Origin of the sequence: Mesorhizobium sp. dw_380 (assembly GCF_018588885.1) — a bacterium.
In the GTDB taxonomy this organism is placed as follows: domain Bacteria; phylum Pseudomonadota; class Alphaproteobacteria; order Rhizobiales; family Rhizobiaceae; genus Mesorhizobium.
This window is the reverse complement of sequence record NZ_JAFFIW010000005.1, coordinates 227211-248308: the sequence shown is the minus strand read 5'-3', so window position 1 is coordinate 248308 and position 21098 is coordinate 227211. Positions and strand designations below refer to the sequence as shown.

Annotated in this window: 16 protein-coding genes and 1 pseudogene; 4 read left to right on the top strand and 13 right to left on the bottom strand. The window is 63.6% G+C overall.

Translation table 11 applies throughout. From position 1 onward, the window contains the following. Window positions 1–2: 2 nt before the first annotated feature. From pyc to JT360_RS07270, 10 genes and pseudogenes are all read right to left on the bottom strand, one after another. Window positions 3–3461 (bottom strand): pyruvate carboxylase, encoded by a 3459-nt coding sequence (gene pyc / locus JT360_RS07315; RefSeq protein ID WP_214470798.1) that lies wholly within the window; start codon window positions 3459–3461, stop codon window positions 3–5. A 286-nt stretch (window positions 3462–3747) separates the two neighbouring features. Beyond that, on the bottom strand, window positions 3748–4866 hold the full coding sequence (locus JT360_RS07310) for a branched-chain amino acid ABC transporter substrate-binding protein (RefSeq protein WP_214470797.1): 1119 nt from the start codon (window positions 4864–4866) through the stop codon (window positions 3748–3750). Between the two features lie 137 nt (window positions 4867–5003). Beyond that, on the bottom strand, window positions 5004–5351 hold the full coding sequence (locus JT360_RS07305) for a DUF6867 family protein (RefSeq protein WP_214470796.1): 348 nt from the start codon (window positions 5349–5351) through the stop codon (window positions 5004–5006). A 111-nt stretch (window positions 5352–5462) separates the two neighbouring features. Beyond that, on the bottom strand, window positions 5463–6191 hold the full coding sequence (locus JT360_RS07300) for an ABC transporter ATP-binding protein (RefSeq protein ID WP_214470795.1): 729 nt from the start codon (window positions 6189–6191) through the stop codon (window positions 5463–5465). Window positions 6192–6196: 5 nt separating this feature from the next. Further along, window positions 6197–7459, bottom strand: a pseudogene (locus JT360_RS07295) (ABC transporter ATP-binding protein); the annotation flags it as partial. Continuing rightward, window positions 7459–8997: a high-affinity branched-chain amino acid ABC transporter permease LivM gene (gene livM, locus JT360_RS07290; protein ID WP_502845459.1), complete on the bottom strand. Its 1539-nt coding sequence runs from the start codon at window positions 8995–8997 to the stop codon at window positions 7459–7461. The pseudogene JT360_RS07295 and the gene livM, both read right to left, overlap by 1 nt. A 61-nt stretch (window positions 8998–9058) precedes the next feature. Beyond that, a complete protein-coding gene (locus tag JT360_RS07285; protein ID WP_214470793.1) occupies window positions 9059–9961 on the bottom strand; it encodes a branched-chain amino acid ABC transporter permease in 903 nt (300 codons plus the stop codon). Between the two features lie 335 nt (window positions 9962–10296). Beyond that, window positions 10297–11298, bottom strand: a complete 1002-nt coding sequence (locus JT360_RS07280; protein ID WP_214470792.1) for a 4-hydroxyproline epimerase — start codon at window positions 11296–11298, stop codon at window positions 10297–10299. Window positions 11299–11330: 32 nt separating this feature from the next. After that, window positions 11331–12581 carry an NAD(P)/FAD-dependent oxidoreductase gene (locus JT360_RS07275; RefSeq protein ID WP_214470791.1) on the bottom strand — a complete coding sequence of 417 codons (1251 nt, stop codon included), beginning with the start codon at window positions 12579–12581 and terminating at the stop codon, window positions 11331–11333. 84 nt (window positions 12582–12665) lie between these two features. Continuing rightward, on the bottom strand, window positions 12666–13559 hold the full coding sequence (locus JT360_RS07270; RefSeq protein ID WP_214470790.1) for a dihydrodipicolinate synthase family protein: 894 nt from the start codon (window positions 13557–13559) through the stop codon (window positions 12666–12668). Window positions 13560–13628: 69 nt separating this feature from the next. Between JT360_RS07270 and JT360_RS07265 the strand changes: the two genes are divergently transcribed. After that, on the top strand, window positions 13629–14318 hold the full coding sequence (locus JT360_RS07265; RefSeq protein ID WP_214470789.1) for a GntR family transcriptional regulator: 690 nt from the start codon (window positions 13629–13631) through the stop codon (window positions 14316–14318). A gap of 9 nt (window positions 14319–14327) precedes the next feature. Here JT360_RS07265 and JT360_RS07260 read toward each other — a convergent pair whose 3' ends face one another. From JT360_RS07260 to JT360_RS07250, 3 genes are all read right to left on the bottom strand, one after another. Continuing rightward, window positions 14328–14636, bottom strand: coding sequence for a hypothetical protein (locus tag JT360_RS07260; protein ID WP_214470788.1), 309 nt, complete (start codon window positions 14634–14636; stop codon window positions 14328–14330). A gap of 321 nt (window positions 14637–14957) precedes the next feature. Beyond that, window positions 14958–15263 carry a hypothetical protein gene (locus JT360_RS07255; protein WP_214470787.1) on the bottom strand — a complete coding sequence of 102 codons (306 nt, stop codon included), beginning with the start codon at window positions 15261–15263 and terminating at the stop codon, window positions 14958–14960. Between the two features lie 345 nt (window positions 15264–15608). Beyond that, window positions 15609–17105 (bottom strand): CoA-acylating methylmalonate-semialdehyde dehydrogenase, encoded by a 1497-nt coding sequence (locus tag JT360_RS07250; protein WP_214470786.1) that lies wholly within the window; start codon window positions 17103–17105, stop codon window positions 15609–15611. A 344-nt stretch (window positions 17106–17449) separates the two neighbouring features. Here JT360_RS07250 and JT360_RS07245 point away from each other — a divergent pair, with 344 nt between their 5' ends. From JT360_RS07245 to JT360_RS07235, 3 genes are all read left to right on the top strand, one after another. Further along, window positions 17450–18331 carry a LysR family transcriptional regulator gene (locus JT360_RS07245; protein WP_214470785.1) on the top strand — a complete coding sequence of 294 codons (882 nt, stop codon included), beginning with the start codon at window positions 17450–17452 and terminating at the stop codon, window positions 18329–18331. 174 nt (window positions 18332–18505) lie between these two features. Next, window positions 18506–18949 carry a phospholipase A2 family protein gene (locus JT360_RS07240; RefSeq protein WP_214470784.1) on the top strand — a complete coding sequence of 148 codons (444 nt, stop codon included), beginning with the start codon at window positions 18506–18508 and terminating at the stop codon, window positions 18947–18949. After that, the gene (locus tag JT360_RS07235; protein ID WP_214470783.1) at window positions 18946–21096 is read left to right on the top strand and encodes a phospholipase D-like domain-containing protein; all 2151 of its coding nucleotides are present in this window, start codon (window positions 18946–18948) and stop codon (window positions 21094–21096) included. The genes JT360_RS07240 and JT360_RS07235 overlap by 4 nt, the downstream gene beginning before the upstream one ends. The last annotated feature ends 2 nt before the right edge of the window (window positions 21097–21098 follow it).

The following is a 21098-nucleotide window of genomic DNA, read 5'->3' as shown; positions in this document are numbered from 1 at the left end:
GCTCAGGTAAAAGCGATCAGCAGATCCTTGGCATCGATCTGGTCGCCGGCCTTGACCAGCACCTCGGCGACCGTGCCGTCGCGCTCGGCGTGCAGCGCCGTCTCCATCTTCATCGCTTCTATGGAGAGCAGCACGTCTCCGGCCTTCACCGCCTGGCCGGTGGCGACCGCAAGTGCTGACACCACGCCCGGCATCGGTGCGCCGACATGCGCTTCATTGCCGGGCTCGGCCTTGCGGCGCGCCTTGGCGGCGGACGCGCCATGCGCCCGGTCGGGCACCTTGACCCGACGCGGCTGGCCGTTGAGCTCGAAGAACACGGTGACCATGCCCTTCTCGTCGACATCGCCGATGGCGAGGCAACGCACGACCAGCGTCTTGCCCTTCTCGATGTCGACGAAGATCTCGTCTTCGGACTTCATGCCGTAGAAATAGGTCGGCGTCGGCAGCACGCTCACCGGGCCGTACGTCTCCTGCGCGGCGACGAAGTCGGAAAAGACCTTCGGATACATCAGCCACGAGGCGAACTCGTGCTCCGAGAGCTTGCGCTCGAGCTTCTCCTCGATTTCCTTGCGGCTGGCCTTGAGATCGGCCGGCTTGAGCAGCGAGCCGGGCCGCGCCGTGATCGGCTTGTCGCCCTTCAGCGCCTTCTTCTGCAGCGCTTGCGGCCAACCGCCCGGCGACTGGCCGAGATCGCCACGCAGCATCGAGACGACCGAGTCCGGGAAGGCGATGTCCCTGGCCGGGTTCTCGACATCGGCGACGGTCAGGTCCTGGCTCACCATCATCAGCGCCATGTCGCCGACAACCTTGGACGACGGCGTCACCTTGACGATGTCGCCGAACATCAGATTGACGTCGTGATAGGTCTGCGCCACCTCGTGCCAGCGCGTCTCCAGCCCGAGCGAACGCGCCTGTTCCTTGAGATTGGTGAACTGTCCGCCGGGCATTTCGTGCAGGTAGACTTCCGAGGCCGGTCCCTTGAGGTCGCTTTCGAAGGCGGCGTACTGGTTGCGCACCGCCTCCCAGTAGAACGAGATTTTCCGGATCCATTGCGGATCGAGGCCGGGATCGCGCTCGGTGCCCCTCAGCGCCTCGACGATCGAGCCCAGGCAAGGCTGCGATGTGTTGCCGGAGAAGGCATCCATCGCCGCGTCGATGGCGTCGACACCACTTTCCACCGCTGCCAGCACGGTCGCTGCAGACAGGCCCGACGTGTCATGGGTGTGGAAATGGATCGGCAGGTCGGTCGCCTCACGCAGCGCCTTGAACAGGACGCGTGCTGCGGAAGGCTTCAGCAGCCCGGCCATGTCCTTGACGGCGATGATATGAGCGCCGGCGGCCTGCAATTCGCCGGCCAGGCCGACATAGTATTTCAGATCGTATTTGGCTCGCGACGGATCGAGGATGTCGCCGGTGTAGCACATCGCCGCTTCGATCAGCTTGCCCTCGGCGCCGACCGCATCCATGGCGACACGCATGTTCTCGACCCAGTTAAGGCAATCGAAGACGCGGAACAGGTCGATGCCGCCGCTGGCCGCCTGGCGGACGAAATGCTGCACCACATTGTCGGGATAGTTGGTGTAGCCGACACCGTTGGCGCCGCGCAGCAGCATCTGCAGCAACAGGTTTGGCGCTGCCTCGCGCACCAGCGACAATCTCTCCCACGGATCCTCGGTGAGGAAGCGCATGGCGACGTCGAAGGTCGCGCCGCCCCAGCATTCGAGCGACAGAAGCTGCGGCAGGGCGCGCGCATAGGTGCCGGCGATGCCGGCAATGTCATGCGTGCGCACGCGCGTCGCCAGCAGCGACTGGTGGCCGTCGCGCATCGTCGTGTCGGTGACCAGAATTTCCTTCTGCTCGCGCATCCAGGCAGCGAACTTTTCCGGGCCGAGCACATCGAGCTTCTGCTTGCTGCCGGCGGGCACGTTGCCGTTGAGGTAGGGCACGAGGGGTGCGGCCGCATCGGCCTTCGGCATCGGCCGGCCGCGCGTCTCCGGATGGCCGTTGACGCTGACATCGGCCAGATAATTGAGCAGCTTGGTCGCGCGGTCCTGGCGCTTGACCTGCTGGAACAGCTCCGGCGTCGTGTCGATGAACTTCGTCGTATAGGAATTGTCGGCGAAGCTCGGGTGGTTGATGATCGCTTCGAGGAAGGTGAGGTTGGTCGCCACGCCGCGGATGCGGAACTCGCGCAGTGCCCGGTTCATGCGGGCGATCGTCTCGGCCGGCGTCGGCGCCCACGCCGTCACCTTCTCCAGCAGCGGATCGTAGAAGCGGGTGATGACCGCGCCGGAATAGGCGGTGCCGCCGTCGAGGCGGATGCCGAAGCCGGTGGCGCCGCGATAGGCGGTGATGCGGCCGTAGTCCGGGATGAAATTGTGCTCGGGATCCTCGGTAGTGATGCGGCACTGCAAAGCATGGCCGTTCAGCCTGATGTCCTTCTGTGCCGGCACGCCCGATGCCGCCGTGCCGATCGCGAAGCCGTCGAGGATGTGGATCTGCGCCTTGACGATGTCGATGCCGGTCACCTGCTCGGTGACGGTATGCTCGACCTGGATGCGCGGGTTGACCTCGATGAAATAGAATTTTCCGGTGTCGGCATCCTGCAGGAACTCGACCGTGCCGGCGCCGATATAGCTGGTTTCGCGCGCGATCTTCAGCGCGTGGCCGCAAAGCTCCTCGCGCTGCGACATTTCGAGATATGGCGCCGGCGCCCGTTCGACGACCTTCTGGTTGCGGCGCTGGATCGAGCAGTCGCGCTCGAACAGATGCACCACATTGCCATGCGTGTCGCCGAGCACCTGCACCTCGACGTGGCGCGCGCGCTCGATCAGCTTTTCGAGATAGACCTCGTCCTTGCCGAAGGCGGCTTTTGCCTCGCGCTTGCCTTCCGTGACCTCACGGGCGAGATCGGCCTCGGCGCGGATGGCGCGCATGCCGCGTCCACCACCGCCCCACGAGGCCTTCAGCATCACCGGATAGCCGATCTCCTTGGCCAGTTTCTTGACCGCCTCCATATCGTCCGGCAGCGGGTCGGTGGCGGGGATCACCGGCACGCCGACCTCGATGGCGAGGTTGCGCGCCGCCACCTTGTTGCCGAGCCGGCGCATCGTGTCCGGCTTCGGGCCGATGAAGGTGATGCCGGCTTCAGCGCAGGCCTCGGCGAATTCGGGGCTTTCGGACAGCAGCCCGTAGCCAGGATGAATGGCATCGGCGCCCGAAAGCCTGGCGACGCGGATCACTTCCTCGATCGACAGGTAGCTCTCGATCGGTCCCATATCCTTGTCGAGATGCGGGCCGCGCCCGACCTGGTAGCTTTCGTCGGCCTTGAAGCGGTGCAGCGAATATTTGTCTTCCTCGGCCCAGATCGCCACGGTTTTGAGCCCCAGCTCGTTGGCCGCGCGAAAGACGCGGATGGCGATTTCGGACCGGTTGGCGACGAGGATCTTCGTGATGGCCAAGGACTGGGCTCCAGAGATGGAGAGGACGGGAAACCGGCGCAATGATTAGCGTGAAAATGCTGCAGTGCAAACAAAATCGACGCCAATTTAAACCGATTTAAATCGATTGCCTGGCCAACACTCGCACGCATTCGCGCAAACGGACGGAACAATGGCGACAATTTCGATCCTGGATGCGATCTCTCCCGGTTACGAAGACAGGAAAGTCACCGCCGCCGGAACGCCGGGCAAAAAAAATGCCCGGCGCGTGGCGCCGGGCATCATTGGTCTCATATCTCTGAATGGATTACGACTTCGGGAACCAGGAATACTTTCCGTCGTCCTTCTTCTTCCACTCGTACATGATGTAGCCCGGCAGCTTCGGATCGCCCTTGGCGTCATAGGCGAGATCGCCCAGAACCGTCGGGAACGGGCCGTTTTCATGCATCGCCTTGGCGACGGCCTGCGGATCGTTCGTCTTGGCGGCAGCGGCTGCCTCGGCGACCACCTGCACGGCGGCATAGGCGTAGAGCGTGTAAGCTTCCGGCTCGAAGCCCTGCGCGCGGAACTTCTCGACGAGTTCCTTGTTGGCCGGGATCAGGCGCGGGTCGGGGCCGAACGTGTTGAGCGTGCCGGCAACGGCGTCGCCCGCGATCGCGGCAAGCTCGTCCGTCACGATGCCGTCACCCGACATCATCGGTGCCTTGAGGCCCTGGTCCGCGGACTGGCGGATGATCAGGCCGGCTTCGGTATGCAGGCCGCCCCAGTAGATCAGGGTGACGCCGGCTTCCTTCATCTTGGCGATAAGGGCCGAGAAGTCTTTGTCGCCGACATTGACGCCTTCATACATCACTTCCTTGACGCCGGCGGCGTTCATCGCCTTCTTGGTTTCATCGGCGAGGCCCTGGCCATAAGGGGTCTTGTCGTGCACGATGGCGACCTTGGCATCCTTGAAATTCGCGGCGATATAGCCGCCGGCGATGCTGCCTTGCTGATCGTCGCGTCCGCAGGTGCGGAACACGTTCCACAGGCCGCGCTCGGTGAACTTCGGATTGGTCGCAGCCGGCGTGATTTCGACGATGTTGTTTTCCGCGTAGACTTCCGAGGCCGGGATCGACACGCCCGAGTTGAAGTGGCCGATCACGAACTTGACGCCGTCGCCGACGAACTTGTTGGCGACCGAGATGCCCTGCTTCGGATCGGAGACGTCGTCGCCGACTTCGAGCTTGATCTGCTCGCCATTGATGCCGCCCTTGGCATTGATCGCGGCAACCGCTGCCTCGGCGCCCTTCTGCAGCTGCGCGCCGAAGGCCGCGTTCGGACCGGTGATCGGACCGGCAACGCCGAACATTACATCAGCCCACGCGTTGCCGCCGAACGCGACGAGCGCGGTCAGGGCGACGGCGGACAAAAGTGACTTTTTCATGTAAACGCTCCCATTAACGGAGTGGGCGTGGATGAAGCTTTCATGCGATGCCCACCCTTATCGCAGAAAGCATAGTTTGCCGATTTTCAGGCACTTGTCACGCCGATTCATCCCCGAAGCGGCGTTTATGATGAACGTCAACCTTTCGGCTTCCAGCTCAAGATTGAAGCTCTTTCGTAGAGCCAATTATATTGTGTGACCATCTGGTTGGTTCGTGTGTATTGATAGCCGACGAAGCCGAGTATCATCAGCACGATGGTGTCGACGATATAGAAATGCAGCGAGAACATCGTGCCGTCGAACAGCGCGTGATGGATGAAGCGGATGCCGATCCCGAGCCCGAGCATATAGGCGAACAGATGGACGAAGCTGCGCCATGTCTGGGCGCTGGCCTTGCCGGTCATCCATGCCGCCCAGCCGCCGAGCAGGCAGGTGACGAAGAAGAACTGCCAGATCGAGGGTTCCTCATAGAGAATGCCCTGCATGATGAAGTCTCCTTAGCATGATCCCGAAAAGTTGCGGACTTTTCGGACAAAGATCATGCGACAAACAAATAATTTGAAGCGGAATACCGGATGCACACCTTCGCTCCAAACTCAGTGATGTCCGCCTTCGAGATAGGCGGCACGCACTTCCGGATTGGCGAGCAGTTCCTTGCCGGTGCCGCTCATCGTCACATTGCCGTTGACCATGACATAGCCGCGCGTCGCGAGTTTCAGCGCGCCAAACGCGTTCTGCTCGACCAGGAACACCGTCAACCCCTGGGTGCGGTTCAACTCCCGGATGGCATCGAAGATCTGCTTGACGATCAGCGGGGCGAGGCCCAGCGACGGTTCGTCGAGCAGAAGCAGCTTCGGCCGCGCCATCAGCGCGCGCCCGATCGACAGCATCTGCTGCTCGCCGCCCGACAGCGTACCGCCGCGCTGGGCGATGCGCTCCTTCAGCCTTGGAAACAGCGTGAACACCCTCTCGACGTCCTCATCGTAATGCTTGAGGCCGTCGAGGCTGGCGCCCATCTGCAGGTTTTCCATCACCGTCATGCGCGGGAAGATCCGACGCCCCTCCGGCGATTGCGCGATGCGCATCCGCGCGATCTCGTGCGTCGGCAATTGGGTGATATCGGTGCCGGCGAAGGTGATGGTGCCCGTGCGGGCGCGCGGCGCGCCGAAAATGGTCATCATCAGCGTCGACTTGCCGGCGCCGTTGGCGCCGATCAGCGCCACGATCTCGCCCTCCTTGACGGTGACATCGACACCGTTCAGGGCCCGGATGTTGCCGTAGTAGGTCTGCACGCCCTTGATATCGAGCAGCGTTGTCCTGGCCATTATTTACGCCCTCCACGCTTGCTCGACACAGGCTTGGCTGCGGCGGTTTTTCCTGCACCGGCGGTTTTTCCAGCAGGAGCCTTTCCAGCAGGAGGCTTTCCAGCAGGAGCTTTCGCTGCCGGCTTGGCCGATGCGGTCGACTTGGCTGGCCCGGTCGACTTGGCCGGCCCGGTTGCGGCCTTCGAAGCCGTCTTGCGGGTCTTTGTCTTCGCCGCGGGTTCCGGAGCGATTGGCTTGCTCGCCACGCTCGCTGCGCGCGCATCGACCTGTGCCGCCTTCGAAGCAGCTTTGGATACCGTGACGCGCTCACCTTCGCTGTGGCCGACGGTGTCGCTCACCGGTCCGGCGAGATACGAGGCTGACGTGCCCGGCCCATGCGCCGCATCGGGACCGGTGTCGAGTTGTTCGATGACGTCCTCGTCGCCGACTTCGGTCAGCACGGTCTCGACTTCCTCATCGTCGACGCCGAGATAGGCGGCAATGACGCGCGGATCGGTGCGCACCGACTGCGGATTGCCGTCGGAGATCTTGCGGCCATATTCCAGCACCACGACATGGTCGGAAATCTGCATGACCACCGACATGTCGTGCTCGATCAGCAGGATCGAAGCGCCCGACGTGTGCTTGATGTCCATCAGCAGTTCGTTGAGTGCCGCCGATTCCTTCGGGTTGAGGCCGGCCGCCGGTTCGTCGAGGCACAGGAGCTCGGGGCCGGTGCACATGGCACGCGCGATCTCGAGCCGCCGCTGCGCGCCATAGGGCAAGTCGCCGGCCGGATCGTCGGCACGATCGACGAGATCGGCCTTTTCCAGCCAGTGCTTGGCAAGCTCCACCGATTCGGCCGAGGCCTTGCGGTAGCCGCTGAAGCCGAACAGGCCAAGCACCGTATAGCCCGATGCTTTCATCAGCTTGTTGTGCTGGGCAACCAGCAGGTTCTCGAGCAGCGTCATGCCCGAGAACAGCCGGATGTTCTGAAAGGTGCGCGCCACCTTGGCGCGTGCCGGGATCTCGTGGTTGGGCAGCCGCTCCAGCAAATAGGTCGAGCCATCGGCGCGGTTGAGCGTGATCATGCCTTCCGACGGCTTGTAGAAGCCGGTGATGCAGTTGAACACGGTGGTCTTGCCGGCGCCGTTGGGGCCAATCAGCGCCGTGATTTCGCCGCGCCTGGCGGTGAACGACAGGTCGCCGATGGCGACCAGGCCGCCAAACTTCATCGACAGGTGATCTACCTGCAGAATGGCGCCGTTCGTTTGCGTATTTGCGTCCATCAGCCGTGGCCCTCCTTGGTGAAGGAGCCCGAGACGGCTCTTCGCTCCTTGAGGAAAGCGGTCGGTTCACGACTGCCGACGAAGCCGCGCGGCTTCCACAGCATGACGATGACCATGGCCATGCCGAACAGAAGCATGCGGTAAAGTTCGGGGGTGAAATCGGGCCCGAAGACCTGCTTCAGGAAATCGAGTTCGCGCAGGGCCTCGGTGCCGCCGATCATCACCATCGCGGCAACCGCGATGCCGACCAGCGAGCCCATGCCGCCAAGCACGACGATAGCCAGGATAATGGCCGATTCCAGGAAGACGAAGGATTCCGGGCTGACGAAACCTTGCCGCGCGGCGAAGAACGAGCCGGCGAAACCGCCGAACATGGCACCGGTGGCGAAGGCCGTCAGCTTGGTCGTCGTCGTGTTGATGCCGAGCGAGCGGCAGGCGATCTCGTCCTCGCGCAGCGCTTCCCAGGCACGGCCGACCGGCAGACGGCGCAGCCGGATGGTGACGAAGGCGGTGAGCAGGCACAGGCACAGGATGAGATAGTAGAGGAAGATCTTGTAATAGGCGCTCGACGTCGCAAGGTGCAGAACCTTGGCGATGTAGTTGGGATCCGACACATTGAAGGTCATCAGGCCGAAGAAGGTGACTTTGGGAATGCCGGAGATGCCGGCCGAGCCGTTGGTCACATCGCGCCAGTTGATCAGCACCAGGCGGATGATCTCGCCGAAGGCAAGCGTGACGATGGCCAGATAGTCGCCGCGCAGGCGCAGCACGGGGAAGCCGAGCAGCACCCCCCAGAGGGCGGCCATGGCGCCCGCGGCCGGCAACAGGATCCAGAACGACAGGCCGAAATGCGTGGCGAGAAGCGCATACGCATAGGCGCCAAGCGCATAAAAGGCGACATAGCCGAGGTCGAGCAGGCCGGCGAGGCCGACGACGATGTTCAGCCCCCAGGCCAGCATCACATAGATCAGGATCTGGATGCCGAAATTGTCGACCCATTTCAGCGAGCCCTGCAGCCCGCCCATGAGGGACCACGACATGAGCGACAGCACGCCGACGACGATGACCGGATAGAGCGCCAGGGCCGCGATGCCGAGCTTGGTGAAGTTGTCGTGGATGAAGCCGCGGAAGTAATAAATCACGCTGGCCAGCGCATAGATGACAGCCAGGGCGCGCAGGAATTGCAGATAGCCGGCCGGCTCCGCCCCTACCCATCCGGCAAGCGAGCCGTTGAACACGAACAGCAGAACCGCGGCTACAATGGCCGCGACGAAGGCGGGCGGCGTGAAGAAGCGCGACGCCACGCTGGCCGGCAGCAGGCCGGTGGCGACGTCGGCGATCTTCTGGTTGGCCATGAAGGGCTGGCCGTAGGCGACGTAGAGGAAGCGCCCCACGGCGGTGGCGATCACGACGCCGGCGAGCAGGCCCCAGCGCTGCACCACGACCAGTTCGTTGGACATGTTCTGGTCGGTCCTCAGCCCGATGAACAGCACGAACAGGCCGAGCGCTATGGCGCCGGCAAAAAATGCCTCGCGCAGCGCGCGCTGGACGGGGCTGGCGACGGTGTCACTCTCACGAGATACGGTCACGGCCATGGTCTCAGACCTTTTCGACTTCTGGCCGGCCCAATATGCCGGAAGGCAGGAAGATCAGCACGATAGCCAGGATCGAGAAGGCGGCGACGTCCTTGTAGTCGATCGAGAAATAGGCCGACCACATGCTTTCGATGAAGCCGATCAGAAGTCCGCCGAGCACCGCGCCAGGCAGCGAGCCGATGCCGCCGAGCACCGCCGCCGTGAACGCCTTCACGCCGGGCACGAAACCGTCCGAGAAGGCGATGACGCCGTAATACATCAGGAACAGCGTGCCGGCGACGGCGGCAAGGGCCGCACCCATGATGAAGGTGATCGAGATGGTGCGGTCGACATCGATGCCAAGCAGTGCCGCCATCTTGCGGTCCTGCTCGCAGGCGCGCTGGGCGCGGCCAAGCGAGGTCTTGTTGACCAGGTACCAGAACAACGCCAGCAGCAAGGCTGTGACGATGACGATGATGATCTGCTTCAGCGACACGCTGACGCCGTTGATGTTGTAGACCTGGCTGACCATCGGCGGGATCGGCTTGTTGCGCGGACCTTGCGTCACCTGGACGAAGTTCGACAGCGCGATCGACATGCCGATGGCGGTGATCAGCGGCGCCAGCCGGAACGAACCGCGCAGCGGCCGGTAGGCCACCTTCTCGATCGTCCAGTTGTAGAGGCTGGTGAGCAGCATCGCCACGATCATCATGACCAGGAGTGCGATGACCACGGGCACCGAATAGAACAGCGCGCCGAGAACGAGGAAGACGATCAGCGCCGTGAAAGCGCCCACCATGAAAATATCGCCATGGGCGAAGTTGATCATGCCAATGATGCCGTAGACCATCGTGTAGCCGATCGCGATCAGCCCATAGATCGATCCCAGCGTCAGCCCGTTGATAAGCTGCTGGACAAAATACTGCATGTGTACACGGCTCCCCTGGAATGTCGCCCATGCAGACGCATTCCTTTTCGTATTTCCCCTAGTCGTAAAGTTTCGAGCCCGGATTGCAACGTGATTTTTTCAATCGTCGTGCGTGATTTGGCGGCACGCCATCCGATTGCCCGTTTTTGCGCTCCCGACCCCTGGACTATCGCGGACCCTACCATTGGCATAACGCAATGTCTTTGACGATTCGACCGCATCATGCACTCCGTTTCGAAGAAATCGCCGTCAAGATTAGGTGATAAGAAGGTTCCTTGCGTTCCTGACAGAATTCCGTTTCGCGTTTCCATACCTTCCGCTGCGTGATGAATCGGTTATTTGACTACAAAACCATGCGCGAACGGATCGCGATCGTCGATGAAGATCGTGTTCAGTCCGGTCATCCGCGCCCATCCGCCGATCGAGGGAATGATCGCCGGCTTTCCGGCGACCGTAACGTCCTTTTCGACCTTGCCCTTGAACAGCGAACCGATGATCGATTCATGGACGAAGCCGTCACCGGCCTTGAGCTTGCCCTTGCCGTGAAGCTGCGCCATCCGCGCCGAGGTGCCGGTGCCGCATGGTGAGCGGTCAATCGCCTTGTCGCCGTAGAATACGGCATTGCGGGCGTCGGCCCCTTCGACCGTCGGCTTGCCGGTCCACAACATGTGCGACAGCCTGTTGATGCCGGGGTTTTCCGGATGCACGAAGGAATACTTCTCGTTGAGCCGCTGCCGCACCACCGGGCTCCAGGCGATGAGGTCGCCGGCGGAATAATCGGCCATGTCGCGGTAGTTCGCCTGCGGCTCGACGATGGCGTAGAAATTGCCGCCATAGGCCACATCGACGGTGATCTCGCCGAGCCCGGGGCATTCGACCGTCAGACCTTCGGCATAAAGGAACGACGGCACATTGGTGATGCGCACCTCCTCGACATAGTCGCCGACCTGTTTGTATTCGGCGATGACCAGGCCCGCCGGCGTGTCGAGCCGAAGCACACCTGGCGTCTTCGGCTTGATCAGCCCGTGCTCGATCGCCATCGTCACCGTTCCGATGGTGCCGTGACCGCACATCGGCAGGCAGCCGGAGGTTTCGATGAACAGGATGGCGATGTCGCAATCCTCGCGCGTCGGCGGGTAGAGGATAGAACCCGACATCACGTCATGGCCGCGCGGCTCGAACATCAGGCCGGTGCGGATCCAGTCATATTCGGCGAGGAAGTGCGCGCGCCGTTCCATCATCGTCGAGCCCTGCAGCAGCGGGCCGCCGCCGGCGACCAGCCTTACCGGATTGCCGCAAGTGTGGCCGTCGATGCAGAAGAAGGATTTCTTGGCCATGTCGCTCCTCGAAAATCAAAACCGCTGTGAACTCAAAACCGCTGTGGGCTGAAGGGGCCGAGCTCGATCGATGGAGTCTGCCCCAGGATGAGTTCCCGGATCAACCGTCCTGTCGCCGCCGCCTGGGTCAGGCCGAGATGGCCGTGGCCGAAGGCATAAACCACCGGCCGGCTACCTCCGGCCTTGCCGATGACCGGCACCGAATCCGGCAGCGAGGGCCGGAAGCCCATCCATTCGCGCCCGCCTGAGGGGTCGAGCCCCGGCAGGAATTTCTGCGCTTTCCGCAGCAACGCCTTCGAGCGGGCAAAGTTCGGTGGCCGCTCGATGCCGCCGAGTTCGACGGCGCCGCCGACGCGCAGGCCCGTTTCCAGCGGCGTGATGACGAAGCCGTGCCCGGAGAAGATCAGCATTCGCTTCACGTCGAAGGCGCTCGTCGGCAAGGTCGTGTTGTAGCCGCGCTCGGTCTCCAGCGGAATGCGATCGCCGAGCTGCCGCGCCAGCAGATGCGACCAGGCGCCCGCCGTAACGACGAGCTGCCCCGCTTGCCTGGTCGTCCCGTCGGCCAGCGTCAGCGTCGCGCCATCCTGATCCGCCGCGACCCGCTCGATGCGGGCCATTTCAAAGCGGGCGCCCTTGGATTGCGCATAGGCCCACACCGCCTTGCCGAGCAGTTTTGGATCGGCGACCGTCTTCCACCCCGGCACGAAGGTGCCCTTGACGAAACGCGGTGACAGTCCCGGCTGCAAGCTCGCCAGGCCCTCGCCCTCAACGTGGCGAAAGCCGATGCCGAAACGCTGGCGCGCGGCCCAGCCCGGCAGTGAGGCGCGGAACTCGGCTTCGCTTTCGTAGAGCTCCAGCGAGCCATCCTCGCGCAGCATCGGCCGCGTGCCGGAACGATCGAGCAGATCCATCCACTCCGCTTCGGCAAGCTTCATCATGCCGGCCTGGGCGGCGAGGCTGGCCTCGTATTTCGCAGACGCGCCGGCGCGCCAGAAGCGGATCAGCCAGGGCAGGAGCTTCGGCAGATAGGCCGGCGGGATGCTGAGCGGTCCGAGCGGATCGGCCAGCCATTTCGGCAACTGTCGGATCATGCCCTTGTGCGCCAGCGGCAGCACGTCGGAGAAAGCGAGGGCGGCGGCATTGCCGGAACTCGTCTCCTCGCAGATGCCGGTGCGGTCGAAGACCGTGACATCCAGCCCTGCCTCCGCGAGGAAGGCCGCCGCGCAGACGCCGATGATGCCGCCACCGATGATGGCGATGTCGATTGCAGCATCGCTACTCATAGCTTCGCGCCACGATGCATGTGCCAGCCCGCCTTGCCCCATACTCTGCGATCAGTCCCTTGAAGGGACTGCAACATTGCCCGTTTAGAACTTCGGCAGCTCGGGCCGCACCGCCAGCGCGTCCTTGATGATCTTCTCGACGGCCTTGCGGCGCTCGCCCGACAGCGGCTGGCGCGGCATGCGCACGCGGTCATTGGTCTGAATAGCGAACACTTCGGCAAGCTTGATGTTCTGCACCAGATAGGTCGAGACGTCGAGGTCGAGCAGCGGCCGGAACCAGCGGTAGATGGCGAGCGCCTCCTCGCGGCGGCCCTGCTTCATCAGTTGGTAGATGGCGACCGTCTCGCGCGGGAAGGCGGTGACCAAGCCGGCCACCCAGCCGATCGCACCGACAGACAGCGCCTCGAAGGCCAGATTGTCGACACCGGTGAACAGGTCGTAGCGGCTGCCCAGGCGGTTGATGATCTCGGTCGAGCGCCGGATATCATCAGAGGATTCCTTGATGGCGACGAAGCGCTTGTCCGATGCCAATTCCTCCATCTGGTCGACGGTGACGTCGACGCGATAGGCGAGCCGGTTGGAATAGATCATGACCGGCAGGTCGCCGGCCTCGGCGACGGCGCGCAGGGCAGCAACCGTCTCTTCCGCATTGGTGTGGTAGATCGGGCTTGGCACCACCATCAGGCCGTTGGCGCCTTCCTTGGCGGCGCGCTTTGCGATGCTCGCCGCCTCGCGGGTGCCTGCCTCGTTGACCGTCAGCAGCACCGGCTTCTTGCCGGCGACTTTCTGCGCCGTCTTCAGCACCTCGATCTTTTCGTCATGTGACAGCATCGGCCCTTCGCCGAGCGAGCCGCAGACGATGATGCCGTCGCAGCCGGCCTCGATCTGCAGGGTGAAGCAGCGCTCCATCTCCGCATGATCGAGGCGGTCGTCGGCGGTGAATTTGGTCGTGACGGCGGGGAAAACTCCGGTCCACATGATCATTGCTCCATCTGATATATCAGCCGTATATCTGTTAAGAAACCCGCTGTCAACGCGGAATCTGTTATGATATATTCGAGATATATCAGGAGAGAGCCTTTGATATCCATGGAAGCAAGCATGACCGAGCCAGCGGCGACCAGGGCTTACCGCGTGCTCGAGCATATGATCGTCACGTTGGAACTGGCGCCGGCGAGTTTTGTCACCGAAGGTGCCCTCATCGAAAAGCTGGCGCTAGGCCGCACGCCGGTACGCGAGGCGATCCAGCGGCTGGCCTGGGAAGGGCTGCTCGACGTCAGGCCACGCGCCGGCATCGCGATCGCGCCGCTGCATCCGGGCGACTGGCTGCGGGTGCTGGACGTCCGGCGCGGCGTCGAGGTGGTGCTCGCCCGCTCGGCCGCGCGCTTCGTTACCCGCGACGCCGCCGACCTGTTTCACGAAGCAGCGCTCGCCATGCAGAAGGCGGTCATCTCGGGCAATGTGCTCGCCTTCATCCAGGCCGACAAGGCGCTCGACGAGGCACTGGCCATGGCTGCCGACAATCCGTTCGCAGCACGGCTGGCCGCCCCCCTGCAGACCCACAGCCGCCGCTTCTGGTTCCGCTACAAGGCCGAGACCGGGCTGGCGGAATCCGCAGAGCACCATGTCGCGTTGATCCGCTCGATCCTCGACGGCGACGAAGAGGCGGCTGCCAAGGACGCCAAGCGACTGATGGCCCTGCTGCGTGGCCATGCCGAGGTCGCGGCCACGCGTTGACTGGGCGGCTCAAATTCCGCGCGTCACCGCGGCCGCGGTGAGGTTATTCTCCCACCCTTCACCAGCCGCGAGGATGCAGCTTCGGCCGCTCACGTCGGTTATCAGCAGGGTCCAGGACCCGCTTGCCGAAACATAAATCTCGACAATGGCGACTTGTCCGACCACTCCGTAGCCGATCTGCCTTTCCTGAAAGGCCTTCGCCAGTCCCGCGACAACGTCACTGCGACCGCCGCAGACGAGTTGCGCCTGTGCGGACAGCGTCGTCAACGCCAGCGCGCCGCCGATCGCGACCCATCGAAACGAAAATTCGTGTGCCATCTGGCACCTCCTTCGCCTTCACGTTCCGGCGAGGGAGGCACATTGGCAGCCTCAACACACCGGAGCGTTCCAGGCCGGATCCGACGTCTTCATCACGTCACTCCTTCTGGTTTCCGGTCTGTCGTATGGGAAGTTCTATCCCTTCCCTTGATTCGATATGGTGAGGTCCCAATCCAAAAACAAGCACTATTTCAGGCCCGGCCATCAAGGCATCAAGCGCGCTGCCATCCGCGGCAAGGGGGCCGCCAGCCAATAATGCAAGCGGCCTTCAGCGTTGCCGCGTAAGTCCTGCCGTGGTGACGGCGACGCGCCGAACCCCGCTCAGGCGCCTGGCAAGGCCGCCTTCATGGTTGTGCTGTCCCAGCCTTCGCCGACGGACAGGATGCAGCTCTGGCCTTTCGTATCGGAGGCCAGAACGGTCCAACTGCCTTGCTCGGAAACAAAAACCTCGAGGATCACGTTAGGATTGATCAGGCCGCGCCCGGCTACACTCTCATGGAACTTCTCGCCGAGCGCCTTGATCAGATCGGCTCGAGGTGCGCATTGTCCAGCCGCATTTGCCTGCGCGGCACCGGCTGATATCGCAAGCGACGCCAAAAACATCGTCGCCACAAGACGTCGTGTCATCTGACACCTCCTTGCGCCAGACGAGAACCCCGGCTGCTACCGGCGCTGTTTGATTGGCCTGCAAGCTATGCAGGAATACAAACTAAGACAGATGGTGCCCTGTTGGTTCCATCCATCGGAGATTCCGCAGGTAATGCTACAGCCGGAATGCAAAAGGCCCGGAGTTGAGCCGGGCCTTCTATGTCAGATTGTTGCCGCGCGCCCACACCCTAACTAAAGCGAGGACGCGCAAGCAGGAAACGTCCGGCTAGTTCATCGTCGGGATGACGAATTCGGCACCGTCCTTTATGCCGGCCCGCGCGCCCGCAGCCGAAGGCGAGGACGCGCAAGCAGGAAATCGTCCGGCTAGTTCATCGTCGGGATGACGAATTCGGCACCGTCCTTTACGCCGGACGGCCAGCGCGAGGTCACCGTCTTGGTCTTGGTGTAGAAGCGGAAGGCGTCCGGGCCATGCTGGTTGAGGTCGCCGAAGGACGATGCCTTCCAGCCGCCGAACGTGTAATAGGCGATCGGCACCGGGATCGGCACGTTGATGCCGACCATGCCGACCTGGACGCGCGAGGCAAAGTCGCGCGCCGCGTCGCCGTCGCGGGTGAAGATGGCGACGCCATTGCCCATCTCATGGTCGTTGGCGAGCTTGATGGCATTCTCATAGGTCGGCGCGCGCACCACCGAGAGCACCGGCCCGAAGATCTCTTCCTTGTAGATGCGCATGTCCGAGGTGACGTTGTCGAACAGGCAGCCACCCATGTAATAGCCGTTCTCGTAGCCCTGCATCTTGAAGCCGCGGCCGTCAACGACCAGCTTGGCGCCTTCCTTGACGCCGGTATCGACATAGCCCTTGACGCGCTCCAGAGCTTGCGCCGTCACCAGCGGGCCGAAATCGGCGGCCGAATCCGTCGACGGGCCTACCTTCAGGCTCTCGACGCGCGGGATCAGCTTTTCCATCAGCCGGTTGGCGGTGTCGTTGCCGACCGGAACCGCAACCGAGATCGCCATGCAGCGCTCGCCGGCCGAGCCATAGCCGGCGCCGATCAGCGCATCGACGGTCTGGTCCATGTCGGCGTCGGGCATGATGATCATGTGGTTCTTGGCGCCGCCGAAGCACTGCACGCGCTTGCCGGCCGCCGTGCCGCGCGAATAGATGTAGTGGGCGATCGGCGTCGAGCCGACAAAACCGATGGCCTTGATGTCGGGATCGTCGAGGATGGCGTCGACGACTTCCTTGTCGCCATTGACGACGTTGAGGATGCCGGCAGGCAGGCCGGCCTCGAGGAACAGTTCGGCGATGCGGATCGGCACGCCCGGGTCGCGCTCCGACGGCTTCAGGATGAAGGCATTACCGCAGGCGATGGCTGGGGCGATCTTCCACAGCGGGATCATCGCCGGGAAGTTGAACGGCGTGATGCCGGCGACGACGCCGAGCGGCTGGCGCATCGAATAGACGTCGATGCCGGGGCCGGCGCCATCGGTGAATTCGCCCTTCATCATATGGGGGGCGCCGATGCAGACTTCGACAACTTCGAGGCCGCGCTGGATGTCGCCCTTGGCGTCGGCGATGGTCTTGCCGTGCTCGCGCGCCAGGATGTCAGCCAGTTCGTCATAGTCGCGGGCGACGAGTTCGAGGAATTTCATCAGCACGCGCACGCGGCGCTGCGGGTTGGTGGCGGCCCATTTCGGCTGCGCCGCCTTGGCGTTCTCGACCGCCGCGCGCAGTTCCGCCTGCGAAGCCAGCGCCACCGTGCCGCGCACGGAACCGTCCATCGGCTGCATGACGTCCTGCTTGCGGCCGCTGGTGCCGGCGACACGCTTGCCGCCGATGAAATGACCGTATTCGATCATGATGTCTCTCCCTGGGTTTTGTGATGCTGCATTGTCCGCCTTTGTGGTGGCGAAGGCAACGCGAGAGAGAACGCAACCGTTGTGCGAAAAATAGATATCGATTGACGAGTGATCATCAATTCTCGCAAATGATGCTCTCGCAATATGCTACTCAAGGACGGACAGGTTGAGTTCCTTCGCGCCCCCCTCTGTCCTGCCGGACAGGATCTTCACCCTCCCCCTTGTGGGGAGGGTCGGCGAACGGTCGGAGCGAAGCGGAGATCGTTCGCCGGGGTGGGGGTCCGGCGCCACCCCCACCCCGCTCCGCTGCGCGGATCGACCCTCCCCACAAGGGGGAGGGTAAGGTGAACTGGGATGACGTTCGCATCTTCCTCGCCGTGGCGCGCGCCGGGCAGATCCTCGGCGCCGCCAAACGGCTGGAGCTCAATCACGCCACCGTCTCGCGCCGCATCGCCGCGCTCGAAGACGCACTGCGCACAAAGCTCTTTCGCCGCCTGACCACTGGCAGCGAGCTGACTCCCGCCGGCGAGCGCTTCCTCGATATTGCCGAGCGCATGGAGGGCGACATGATCGCCGCGCGCTCGACCATATCAGGCGAAGGCGACGATATCTCGGGCACGGTGCGCATCGGCGCCCCGGACGGGTTTGGCGTCGCCTTCCTGGCCAGGCGGCTCGGCGCGCTGACCGCGCTGCACCGCGAACTGACGATCCAGCTCGTGCCGGTGCCGCGCTCCTTCTCACTGTCCCGTCGCGAAGCCGACATTGCCATCACCGTCGAGCGGCCGACGGAAGGCCGGCTGGTGGCGGGAAAGCTTGTCGACTATTCGCTCGGTCTGTTCGCGTCGCGTGCCTACGCCGAAGCCAATGGCCTGCCGAAAACCGCTGCCGAACTCGGCCAGCACACCCTCATCGGCTACGTGCCCGATCTCATCGTCAGCCCTTCGCTCGACTACGCCTCTGACTTCAGCGCGGACTGGCGCACCAGCTTCGCCATCTCGTCGGCGCTCGGCCAGGCCGAAGCCGTGCGCTCGGGCGCCGGCATCGGCATCCTGCACACCTTCGTCGCCCGCTCCATGCCCGAACTGGTGCCCGTCGACGTGGTCGCACCTATCCGCCGCGCCTATTGGCTGGTCTATCACGAATCGGTCAGGCCGCTGCGCCGTGTCCAGGTCGTCGCTGGCTTCATCGCCAAGGCGGTGGAGCGGGAGAGAAGCCTTTTCCTGTAGAAGCGCCGACAAGGCCGATCGCGATCGAACGAACTCACCAACGCACAGCCCAAGTCGTGCACGCCGCCTTTTCCTTGCCACAGAACCGGACAGTATGGCATCAGGCGTGCGGCCACCGCCCACGGGGCGGACAGCCGGGTGGGGAAATTTTTCAGAAAGCTGGCGCGGATAGACATGCGAGCCGTTCTTGCCATCCTGCCGCTGCTGATCGCCTCCGCATGCGCCAATCCATGGACAAAAGTGCCGGAAGCCGAATTGCCGAAGCCGATCCGCTACGTCATGGCGCGACCCTCGCCCTTCGTCATCGGCAATTATTGCGGTCCCGGCACCCGCACCGGCGATCTGTCGGCCCGGCCGGTCGACCGCCTCGACGCGGTTTGCCGGATCCATGACGCCTGCTACATCGCCCGCCACAACCATTGCGACTGCGACGGCGCCCTCGTCGCCTCGGCCAGGGCGATCCGCGATGACAAGACAGCACCCCGCAAGATGCGCGGCGAGGCGGAACTGCTGATCGCCACCTTCGCCGCTCCCGTCTGCAAGGTGTTTCCACAGGGCTTCATGCCGCCTCGCGACCCGGCGCAACTGAGCGCAATGAAGGCCGGAGCCAACGGGTGAACGTCCGCGCATCCGTCATATCAGCCCTGTTCGGGCTCGCCGCCCTTGCCGGCTGCGCCGGTGCGGACAGCAATGCCTGCGACCTGCTGCCGGGACAGGAAGCCTGCGCGCGGCCCTCGCTGGCGGACGGCACCTCGGGGCCGCGGGTCGCGGCGGCGCAGTTCTTCGGAAATACCGGCACCAGCGACTACGAAAGGCGGTTCCTGGCGCTGCTTGCCCAAAACCAGCTCGGCGTCATGGATCGCGCCAACGGCACCGGCCCGTTCGGGCGCAACCGGCGCGACGTGCTGGATCACGACTTCCAGGCGAGCTACACGAGGCTCCAGCGACTGGCCGGGCCGGTCTCCAGCGCGCATCTGCCGCCGGCCGGCGGCAGCGGCGAGGGCCATTTTGGCGGACGCTGGCGGACATCGCGGCAGACGCTTTACATCGATGCGGCAGCGCGGCCCTCGGCGCACAAGACGTTTGATTTCTCCGGCCTGCAGGCACGCAGCACCGAGATCGTCGTGCGCCAGGCGGGCAAGCAGCCGGCCGATATCGAAGGCACCTGCGACGGTCCCCTGGCGATCCGTGAGGCCGGAGCCTCGCGCACCATTCCCGCCGGCGCGGCATTCCGCTTTCGCCTGTTGGGCGAAGACGGCACGGCCAGCCTCTTTCCAGGCGACAGCCTGAACCGGTGCACGGCAAGGATCCGTTCCAGCCTTGCCCCGGCCGGCACGCCGCTCACCATCCGGCGCGAAGAGACCGCCGACCCGGCGCTCGCCAGTTTCGACAGCCGCTACCAGCATTGCCCGGTCCCCAGCGGCGCCGGCCTCGACGCACTCGAACGCGCCTTCTATGCCAGCCGCTGGCTGTCGCAGACCTGCGCCTTGCCGATCGGCGAGCCGCGCCTGCTGCGCAAGTCGCGCGACGGCTTCAACGCCAAGGTCGAGGCGCTGATGGGCGCGCCACTGTCCGACGCCGCCATCGACAAGGGTGATCCGGACCTGCCGCTTGATTTCTCCAAGGCGCCAACGCTGAAGCTGATCTATCTCTCCTCGCTCGAGTTCAAGGCCGACTTTTCCGGCTGCATCATCGAACGGCTGATCCGCCATCATGCAGCACTTGGCACCAAGGTGCGCATCATGGTCACCGACGTGCTGGAGCGCGACAAGGACGACGCCATGCTGCGCCGGCTGGCGGCCGAGTTCCCCAATGTCGAATTGCAGGAATATCGCTGGCGCGCGGATCATGGCGCGCCGATCGACGAGCAGATCTCACAATTGCACAAGACCCATCATATCAAGATGCTGGCGACGCTGGCGCAGGATCCCGCGCGCTCGCGCGTCATCATCGGCGGCCGCAACATCCATGATGGCTTCCTGTTCCATCAGCCGATCGACCTGTCGCGCTATCCCGACCTTGAGCAATACGGCAAGACCGACGGGTTTTCGCTGAACTACTATTCGAACTGGAGCGACTTCGACATCGAGTTCACCGATAGCGCGACGGTCGATACGCTCGCCGCGCATCTGTCGACGATATGGTTGCGCGACGCCGACACCAATCTGGCGCGCCCATTCTCCATTCCGGTCCGCGGACATGGCCGCCCACCTGGTAATGCCCGGCATTTCATTTCGGTGCCCTATGAGGACGGCCATGCGCTGGAGGGCTATTTCGTCGAGCTGGTCGACGCCGCGCGGCACCATATCCAGATCGTCAATCCTTACCTCAATTTGACACCGAGCCTCGCCCAGGCCTTTGACCGGGCACTCGCCCGTGGCGTCAAGATCGACATTGTCGGCCGCATCGATCTCAAGGGCGATATCGGCGGCAAGTTCCTCACCGCGCTAAACAAGCTGTTCGTCGAGAAATATGGCGACCGCATCAATATCCGCGAGTTCAAGGCGCCTGACGTGGTGCTGCATTCCAAGATCATGATGATCGACGAGAGGCTGGTCGCCGTCTCGTCGGTCAACCTCAACAACCGCAGCTTCTTCCACGACAGCGAGAACGGCATGACGGTGCTCGATCCCGCCTTCTACCTCAGGATGAAGCCGATCTATGACGACTATCTCGCCCATTCGAACCCGGTCGCCACCAATGTGACGATCCCGTGGGCCTACCGGCTGCTGTTTGACGAGGCCTGGGTCAGACAGGCGTTCTGAAG

Bases quoted from the DNA above. Each gene is read 5' to 3' on its own strand.
- JT360_RS07310 (WP_214470797.1), bottom strand. From the start codon at position 4,866: ATGAAAAAGTCACTTTTGTCCGCCGTCGCCCTGACCGCGCTCGTCGCG.
- JT360_RS07305 (WP_214470796.1), bottom strand. From the start codon at position 5,351: ATGCAGGGCATTCTCTATGAGGAACCCTCGATCTGGCAGTTCTTCTTC.
- JT360_RS07300 (WP_214470795.1), bottom strand. From the start codon at position 6,191: ATGGCCAGGACAACGCTGCTCGATATCAAGGGCGTGCAGACCTACTAC.
- JT360_RS07285 (WP_214470793.1), bottom strand. From the start codon at position 9,961: ATGCAGTATTTTGTCCAGCAGCTTATCAACGGGCTGACGCTGGGATCG.
- JT360_RS07280 (WP_214470792.1), bottom strand. From the start codon at position 11,298: ATGGCCAAGAAATCCTTCTTCTGCATCGACGGCCACACTTGCGGCAAT.
- JT360_RS07275 (WP_214470791.1), bottom strand. From the start codon at position 12,581: ATGAGTAGCGATGCTGCAATCGACATCGCCATCATCGGTGGCGGCATC.
- JT360_RS07270 (WP_214470790.1), bottom strand. From the start codon at position 13,559: ATGTGGACCGGAGTTTTCCCCGCCGTCACGACCAAATTCACCGCCGAC.
- JT360_RS07265 (WP_214470789.1), top strand. From the start codon at position 13,629: ATGATATATTCGAGATATATCAGGAGAGAGCCTTTGATATCCATGGAA.
- JT360_RS07260 (WP_214470788.1), bottom strand. From the start codon at position 14,636: ATGGCACACGAATTTTCGTTTCGATGGGTCGCGATCGGCGGCGCGCTG.
- JT360_RS07255 (WP_214470787.1), bottom strand. From the start codon at position 15,263: ATGACACGACGTCTTGTGGCGACGATGTTTTTGGCGTCGCTTGCGATA.
- JT360_RS07250 (WP_214470786.1), bottom strand. From the start codon at position 17,105: ATGATCGAATACGGTCATTTCATCGGCGGCAAGCGTGTCGCCGGCACC.
- JT360_RS07240 (WP_214470784.1), top strand. From the start codon at position 18,506: ATGCGAGCCGTTCTTGCCATCCTGCCGCTGCTGATCGCCTCCGCATGC.